Source organism: Legionella stuttgartensis (genome assembly GCF_977063405.2).
In genome coordinates this window covers 290,790-297,223 of record NZ_CDRUHA020000110.1, presented here as the reverse complement: position 1 = coordinate 297,223, position 6,434 = coordinate 290,790, and the positions used below count along the sequence as shown (strand labels likewise).

The following is a 6,434-nucleotide window of genomic DNA, read 5'->3' as shown; positions in this document are numbered from 1 at the left end:
GAGTAGAAATGGTAATGCCTGGTGATAACGTACAATTGACTATCAACCTGCATGCACCTATTGCGATGGACGAAGGTTTACGTTTCGCAATTCGGGAAGGTGGCCGTACTGTTGGCGCCGGTGTTGTCGCTAAAATTATCGAGTAATTACAATGAGTAGCAATCAAAACATTAAAATAAGATTAAAATCCTTTGATCATCGGTTGATTGACTTATCAACTCGAGAAATTGTAGAGACTGCAAAACGTACTGGCGCACAAGTTCGTGGGCCAATACCTTTGCCAGTCCGTAAGGAAAAATTTACTGTATTGACTTCACCGCATGTTAATAAAGATGCTCGAGATCAATATGAATTACGTACTCACAAACGTCTGGTCGTTATCGTTCATCCAACTGAAAAAACAGTTGATGCGTTGATGAAGTTAGATCTGGCTGCTGGGGTTGATGTTCAGATAAGCCTTGATGACTAAATGTTAGGGTGAAGGATATTAAAGAGGTGTTAGAATGATGATCGGTTTATTAGGCCGTAAAATCGGTATGACGCGGGTCTTCATGGCAGATGGAGTTTCTGTTCCAGTGTCTGTTGTTGAAGTTCACCCTAATAGAGTCTCACAAGTTAAAACCAAAGAAACTGATGGTTACTCTGCTGTTCAATTAACTGGTGGTACTAAAAAAGCAAGCAAAGTTAACAAACCTTTAACTGGTCACTTTGCAAAAGCTGAAATTGAAGCTGGTGACATGCGAGTTGAGTTCTTAATTGACTCAGAAGATGCATTCAAAGCTGGCCAGGTAATATCAGTAGCAGATGTATTCACTGCTGGGCAGTTTGTTGATGTTGCTGGAACCACAAAGGGTAAAGGTTTTGCTGGTACTGTTAAGAGATATAATTTTAGAACACAAGATGCTACTCATGGTAACTCCAGATCGCATCGTGTACCTGGTTCTATTGGTCAAAACCAAACTCCAGGACGTGTGTTCAAAGGTAAGAAAATGGCTGGTCACATGGGTAATGTCCGTTGTACGGTTCAAAGCCTTGAATTAGTGCGCGTAGATGCTGAAAGAAACTTACTTCTTATCAAAGGTGCTATACCTGGTGCTCCTGGCTCACAAGTTGAGATTAAGCCTGCAGTTAAAAAGCAAGAACGAGGTGAGTGATGGAAATTACTACTATAGATACAAATTCAAAACTAATACTGAACCAAGAAGTATTTGCATATGGTTACAATGAGGGATTAATCCATCAAGCAGTAGTAACCTATATGAATAACGCTCGTAGTGGTAATAGTGCTCAGAAAACACGGTCTGAAGTTAGAGGTGGTGGTAAAAAGCCATGGAATCAAAAAGGTACCGGTCGTGCTCGTGCTGGTACAATACGAAGCCCACTCTGGAGAAGCGGTGGGGTCACGTTTGCCTCTAAAAAAAGAGATTATTCACAAAAAATTAATAAAAAAATGTACAAACGTGCATTACGTAGTATAATCTCCGAACTTTGCCGCACTGGTAACCTCATTGTAGTGAGTGATTTCCAATGCGAAAGCAAAAAAACTAAAGATTTTGTTAATAAAATGAACCAACTAAACATTAATAATGCTCTTATCGTAATGAGTGAAGTTGGCGAGAATGAATATTTTGGTTCAAGAAACTTAATTGATTATGACATCTGCGACGCTACAACTATAGATCCTGTTTCTTTACTCAAATTTGAGAAAGTTGTTGTTACAGAAGCTGCAATTAAAAAAATTGAGGAACAGTTACAATGAACGCTGAAAGATTGTTGATGGTTCTACGTGAACCACATACTTCTGAAAAAGCTACTGTCATAGCTGATAAGCTGAAACAGTTCACTTTCAAAGTATTGAAAACTGCAACTAAAAATGAAATTAAAATGGCGGTAGAGCATATATTTAACGTTAAAGTTAAAAATGTATCTGTTATCAATGTGAAGGGAAAAACAAAGCGTTTTAAACAAACAAGCGGAAAGCGTAGTGATTGGAAAAAGGCATTTGTAACTCTTCATGCTGATCAAGATATTGACTTTACAGCTACCGAATAAGGCAGATTAAGATGGCACTATTAAAATCTAAACCTACATCGCCAGGAAAACGTGGCGAGTTACGCGTGGTTCATCACCATATTCATAAAGGAAAACCACACGCTGCTTTAGTTGAAAAACTAAAGAAGACTGGTGGACGTAATAACCAAGGTAGAATCACTGTAAGACATATTGGTGGTGGTCAACGTAATCAATATCGTATTATTGACTTTAAACGTAATAAGGATGGTATTGAAGCACGTGTTGAACGTATTGAATACGATCCAAATCGCACCGCTTTAATTGCATTAATTGTTTATAAAGATGGTGAAAGAAGATATATTATCGCACCAGCTAATTTAAAAGAGGGTGATACTGTTGTAAGTGGTGCTGATTCACCTATTAGCACAGGTAATTGTCTTCCACTAAAAAATATTCCTGTTGGTACCACAATTCACTGTGTTGAAATGAAACCAGGAAAGGGTGCGCAGGTCTTAAGAAGTGCTGGAGCAAGTGGACAAATTGTTGCTAAAGAAGGTATTTATGCAACATTAAGACTTCGCTCAGGCGAAATGCGTAAAATACATGTTCTTTGCAGAGCGGTAATTGGTGAAGTAAGTAATAGTGAGCATAGTTTACGCGCATTAGGTAAAGCCGGAGCTAAACGCTGGAGAGGTATTCGCCCAACAGTTCGTGGGGTAGCTATGAACCCAGTTGACCATCCACATGGTGGTGGTGAAGGCCGCACTTCTGGTGGACGTCATCCTGTATCACCATGGGGTATGCCTACTAAAGGTTACAAAACCAGAAGTAATAAGCGTACTGATGGTTTTATTGTCAGAAGACGTAAAAAGAAATAATTATTGAGAGGATATCAAGTGGCTCGTTCTATAAGAAAAGGTCCTTTTATTGACCATCATTTGATTGCCAAAGTAGAGGCTGCAATTGAATCAAAATCTAAGAAACCAATTAAAACATGGTCTAGACGATCAACAATCGTTCCCGAAATGATTGACTTAACAATTGCTGTTCATAACGGCAAAGATCATATCCCTGTATATATTACAGATAATATGGTTGGTCATAAATTAGGTGAGTTTGCCATGACTCGAACTTTTAAAGGCCATTCTGGTGACAGAAAGGCTAAAGGTAAATAAGAGGATATGATGGAAGTTACAGCAAAGTTAAAAGGTGCTCCCTTATCCGCTCAAAAGGGCAGATTGGTAGCCGATATGATACGTAACATGAAAGTATCTGGTGCACTTGATGTCCTCAAGTTTACACCAAAAAAAGGTGCTCAATTAATGCTTAAATTATTAGAATCAGCTATTGCAAACGCTGAAAATAATAATGGAGCAGATATTGATGATTTAAAAGTAGGTATGGTCTGTGTTGATGAAGCGATGACTTTAAAACGTATTAGTCCCAGAGCTAAAGGACGTGCAAATCGAATTTGTAAACGTACCTGCCATATCACGATTAAAGTGTCTGACGAGGAATAGCAATGGGACAAAAAGTTAACCCTATAGGTATACGCCTTGGTATTATTAAAGACTGGAACTCTAAATGGTTCGCAGGTAAAAAATACGCTGAATTCTTAATTCAAGATATTAAATTACGTACTGAGCTTAAAAAGAAACTTATGGCAGCTGCTGTAAGTAAAATTTTAATTGAGCGACCTGCTAATAATGCTGTAGTTACAATATTGACTGCACGACCTGGTGTTATCATCGGTAAAAAAGGTGGTGGTATTGAAACATTACGTTCAGAAATTTCTAACAAATTAGGTGTACCAGTTCATCTAAATATTGAAGAAATTAAAAAACCTGAGCTCGATTCAACTTTGGTTGCCGAAGGAATTGCACAACAATTAGAACAGCGTGTTATGTTTAGACGTGCTATGAAGCGTGCGGTTACTTCTGCTCTTAAAGCAGGGGCGAAAGGAATTAAAATTTGTGTTAGTGGACGACTAGGTGGTGCTGAAATTGCGCGAAGTGAATGGTATAGAGAAGGACGTGTGCCTTTACATACTTTCAGAGCAGATATTGATTACGGTACAGCAGAGTCTAAAACTACCTACGGTATTATTGGTGTAAAAGTCTGGATCTTCAAGGGCGAAATTCTCCCACAAAAGAAAAGATCTTCTGACGGTGCCCAGTGAGTGAGGATTAAGAATCATGTTACAACCTAAACGTACAAAATACCGAAAACAGATGAAAGGCCGTAACAGAGGTTTAGCCTTGCGCGGTAGCAACATCAGCTTTGGTGAATTTGGTTTGAAAGCTCTCGAGCGTGGTCGTCTAACTGCACGACAAATTGAAGCAGCTCGTAGAGCAATGACACGTCATATTAAGCGTGGTGGTAAAATTTGGATTAGAGTATTCCCAGACAAACCTATTACTCAAAAACCTCTTGAAGTAAGACAGGGTAAAGGTAAAGGTAGCGTTGAATATTGGGTTGCTCAAATACAACCTGGCAAGGTTTTATTTGAAATGGAAGGTGTATCCAGAGAGCTTGCGATGGAAGCTTTTGATCTGGCTAAAGCGAAACTTCCTTTCAAAGTTATATTTGAAGAAAGGAAGGTGATGTAATGAAAAAGATTGATGAATTACGCAGTTTATCAGTAGAAGAACTGCAAAATGAACTGCTTTCATTGCGTAAAGAACAACTTAATTTGCGAATGAAGAAAGCAAGTGGCTCACTAGATAAAACACATCTCATCACCATGGTGCGTAAGTCAGTGGCAAGAGTAAAAACAATGTTGACTGAAAAGGCAGGTAAGTGACATGTCTAATAGTGAATCAAATGCCAGAACAATGGTTGGAAAAGTAGTTAGCGACAAAATGGATAAAACCATAGTTGTGATGATTGAACGTTCTGTTAAGCATCCAAAATATGGAAAAATTATGAAACGTAGAGCTAAATTTCATGCTCATGATGAAAATCAAGTATGCAAAATTGGCAATATAGTAAAGATCCGTGAGTCAAGACCACTCTCTAAAACAAAAAGCTGGGTATTAGTCGAAGTAATTTCTTAATCAACCCTGTTGATTTACTTTTAAAACCCTAAAAGGCCTGATATAATCAGCAACCTTTTTCTGGTCGAAATCAGAGCTGGAGTAAAAAATGATCCAAATGCAGACAGTGCTCGAAGTGGCTGACAACAGCGGAGCACGTAAGGTTATGTGTATTAAAGTGCTTGGCGGGTCGCACCGTAGATATGCACGTGTAGGTGATGTAATCAAAGTTAGTATTAAAGATGCAATACCCAGAAGTAAAGTAAAAAAAGGTGCTGTTATGAAGGCTGTAGTTGTTCGTACAGCGCAAGGCGTTCGTAGAGATGATGGATCTTTGATCCGTTTCGATGGTAACGCTGCAGTACTGTTAAATAACCAAAACGAGCCAATAGGTACTCGTATATTTGGCCCTGTTACTCGCGAGCTACGAGAGAGATTTATGAAAATAATATCTCTGGCTGCAGAAGTTTTGTGAGAAGGATTTAGATATGAAACGTATTCAAAAAGGCGATGAAGTAATTATAATTGCCGGAAAAAGTAAAGGTCATAGAGGTAAAGTCCTACGTGTTACTGAAAATGGCATTGTTGTAGAAGGCGGAAACTTGATTAAGAAACATGTTAAGCCCAATCCACAGAAGCCAGAAAACAAGGGTGGAATTGTTACTCTTGAAGCACCAGTTCACGTTTCAAACGTTGCTCATTTTAATCCCAATACAAAAAAAGCAGATAAAGTAGGATTTAAGTTCATCGAGAGTAACGGTGAGAGTAAAAAAGTTAGATATTTTAAATCTGACAATGAAATAATTGACCGTGTTTAATTAGGTGATTCAAATGGCAAGACTTAATGAATTTTATAAAAAAGAAATCATCCCTATGATGATGAAACGGTTCAACTATTCCAGCGTTATGGAAGTTCCAAAGCTGCTAAAAATCACCTTAAACATGGGTGTTGGCGAAGCTGTTGGTGATAAAAAGGTAATGAACCATGCTGTTGAAGATATGACTTTAATAGCGGGACAAAAGCCGGTTGTTACTAAAGCAAGAAAATCTATTGCTGGTTTTAAGATTAGGGAAGGATGGCCAATAGGCTGTAAAGTAACTCTAAGACGTCAACGTATGTATGAGTTTTTAGACCGATTGATTTCCGTAACTTTACCGCGTGTAAGAGATTTTCGTGGTTTAAATCCTAAATCTTTTGATGGAACTGGTAATTATAGTATGGGTATACATGAGCAAATCGTATTCCCAGAAATTGATTACGATAAAACAGATGGTATTCGTGGTTTAGATATTTGTATTACTACGACTGCTAAGACAAATGAAGAAGCTAAAGCTTTATTAGAAGCCTTTAACCTTCCATTAAAAGATAGAGATAAAAAATAAGGG

General features: G+C 38.2%; 15 protein-coding genes. All 15 read left to right on the top strand.

What is annotated here, in order from left to right:
* A partial coding sequence (locus tag ACWTEW_RS37525; RefSeq protein WP_010654847.1) for an EF-Tu C-terminal domain-related protein occupies positions 1-146 on the top strand: 146 nt, incomplete at its 5' end.
* A 5-nt stretch (positions 147-151) separates the two neighbouring features.
* Positions 152-469 (top strand): 30S ribosomal protein S10, encoded by a 318-nt coding sequence (rpsJ, locus tag ACWTEW_RS37520; protein WP_010654833.1) that lies wholly within the window; start codon positions 152-154, stop codon positions 467-469.
* A gap of 34 nt (positions 470-503) precedes the next feature.
* Positions 504-1,154, top strand: a complete 651-nt coding sequence (gene rplC, locus ACWTEW_RS37515; protein WP_454783069.1) for a 50S ribosomal protein L3 — start codon at positions 504-506, stop codon at positions 1,152-1,154.
* Positions 1,154-1,759 (top strand): 50S ribosomal protein L4, encoded by a 606-nt coding sequence (gene rplD, locus ACWTEW_RS37510; protein WP_454783068.1) that lies wholly within the window; start codon positions 1,154-1,156, stop codon positions 1,757-1,759. The genes rplC and rplD overlap by 1 nt, the downstream gene beginning before the upstream one ends.
* On the top strand, positions 1,756-2,052 hold the full coding sequence (rplW, locus tag ACWTEW_RS37505) for a 50S ribosomal protein L23 (RefSeq protein ID WP_058466779.1): 297 nt from the start codon (positions 1,756-1,758) through the stop codon (positions 2,050-2,052). The genes rplD and rplW overlap by 4 nt, the downstream gene beginning before the upstream one ends.
* 11 nt (positions 2,053-2,063) lie before the next feature.
* Entirely contained in the window at positions 2,064-2,891 is an 828-nt protein-coding gene (gene rplB, locus ACWTEW_RS37500; protein WP_454783067.1) for a 50S ribosomal protein L2, read from the top strand.
* 18 nt (positions 2,892-2,909) lie between these two features.
* Positions 2,910-3,188: a 30S ribosomal protein S19 gene (gene rpsS, locus ACWTEW_RS37495; protein WP_454783066.1), complete on the top strand. Its 279-nt coding sequence runs from the start codon at positions 2,910-2,912 to the stop codon at positions 3,186-3,188.
* 9 nt (positions 3,189-3,197) lie between these two features.
* A complete protein-coding gene (rplV, locus tag ACWTEW_RS37490) occupies positions 3,198-3,533 on the top strand; it encodes a 50S ribosomal protein L22 (RefSeq protein WP_003633087.1) in 336 nt (111 codons plus the stop codon).
* Between the two features lie 2 nt (positions 3,534-3,535).
* A complete protein-coding gene (gene rpsC, locus ACWTEW_RS37485; RefSeq protein ID WP_454783065.1) occupies positions 3,536-4,192 on the top strand; it encodes a 30S ribosomal protein S3 in 657 nt (218 codons plus the stop codon).
* 16 nt (positions 4,193-4,208) lie between these two features.
* The gene (gene rplP, locus ACWTEW_RS37480; RefSeq protein ID WP_003633085.1) at positions 4,209-4,622 is read left to right on the top strand and encodes a 50S ribosomal protein L16; all 414 of its coding nucleotides are present in this window, start codon (positions 4,209-4,211) and stop codon (positions 4,620-4,622) included.
* On the top strand, positions 4,622-4,816 hold the full coding sequence (gene rpmC, locus ACWTEW_RS37475) for a 50S ribosomal protein L29 (RefSeq protein ID WP_110141635.1): 195 nt from the start codon (positions 4,622-4,624) through the stop codon (positions 4,814-4,816). Before rplP ends, rpmC begins: the two co-directional genes overlap by 1 nt.
* 1 nt (position 4,817) lies before the next feature.
* Positions 4,818-5,069 carry a 30S ribosomal protein S17 gene (gene rpsQ, locus ACWTEW_RS37470; protein ID WP_454783064.1) on the top strand — a complete coding sequence of 84 codons (252 nt, stop codon included), beginning with the start codon at positions 4,818-4,820 and terminating at the stop codon, positions 5,067-5,069.
* 88 nt (positions 5,070-5,157) lie between these two features.
* Entirely contained in the window at positions 5,158-5,523 is a 366-nt protein-coding gene (gene rplN / locus ACWTEW_RS37465; protein WP_006872243.1) for a 50S ribosomal protein L14, read from the top strand.
* Between the two features lie 13 nt (positions 5,524-5,536).
* Entirely contained in the window at positions 5,537-5,866 is a 330-nt protein-coding gene (gene rplX / locus ACWTEW_RS37460; RefSeq protein WP_454783063.1) for a 50S ribosomal protein L24, read from the top strand.
* 13 nt (positions 5,867-5,879) lie between these two features.
* Positions 5,880-6,431 carry a 50S ribosomal protein L5 gene (rplE, locus tag ACWTEW_RS37455; RefSeq protein WP_010654822.1) on the top strand — a complete coding sequence of 184 codons (552 nt, stop codon included), beginning with the start codon at positions 5,880-5,882 and terminating at the stop codon, positions 6,429-6,431.
* Positions 6,432-6,434: the final 3 nt, after the last annotated feature.

Excerpts from the sequence above, each read along its gene's own strand:
- rpsJ (WP_010654833.1), top strand. The coding sequence starts at position 152 with ATGAGTAGCAATCAAAACATTAAAATAAGATTAAAATCCTTTGATCAT.
- rplC (WP_454783069.1), top strand. The coding sequence starts at position 504 with ATGATGATCGGTTTATTAGGCCGTAAAATCGGTATGACGCGGGTCTTC.
- rplD (WP_454783068.1), top strand. The coding sequence starts at position 1,154 with ATGGAAATTACTACTATAGATACAAATTCAAAACTAATACTGAACCAA.
- rplW (WP_058466779.1), top strand. The coding sequence starts at position 1,756 with ATGAACGCTGAAAGATTGTTGATGGTTCTACGTGAACCACATACTTCT.
- rplB (WP_454783067.1), top strand. The coding sequence starts at position 2,064 with ATGGCACTATTAAAATCTAAACCTACATCGCCAGGAAAACGTGGCGAG.
- rplV (WP_003633087.1), top strand. The coding sequence starts at position 3,198 with ATGGAAGTTACAGCAAAGTTAAAAGGTGCTCCCTTATCCGCTCAAAAG.
- rpsC (WP_454783065.1), top strand. The coding sequence starts at position 3,536 with ATGGGACAAAAAGTTAACCCTATAGGTATACGCCTTGGTATTATTAAA.
- rplP (WP_003633085.1), top strand. The coding sequence starts at position 4,209 with ATGTTACAACCTAAACGTACAAAATACCGAAAACAGATGAAAGGCCGT.
- rpmC (WP_110141635.1), top strand. The coding sequence starts at position 4,622 with ATGAAAAAGATTGATGAATTACGCAGTTTATCAGTAGAAGAACTGCAA.
- rpsQ (WP_454783064.1), top strand. The coding sequence starts at position 4,818 with ATGTCTAATAGTGAATCAAATGCCAGAACAATGGTTGGAAAAGTAGTT.
- rplN (WP_006872243.1), top strand. The coding sequence starts at position 5,158 with ATGATCCAAATGCAGACAGTGCTCGAAGTGGCTGACAACAGCGGAGCA.
- rplX (WP_454783063.1), top strand. The coding sequence starts at position 5,537 with ATGAAACGTATTCAAAAAGGCGATGAAGTAATTATAATTGCCGGAAAA.
- rplE (WP_010654822.1), top strand. The coding sequence starts at position 5,880 with ATGGCAAGACTTAATGAATTTTATAAAAAAGAAATCATCCCTATGATG.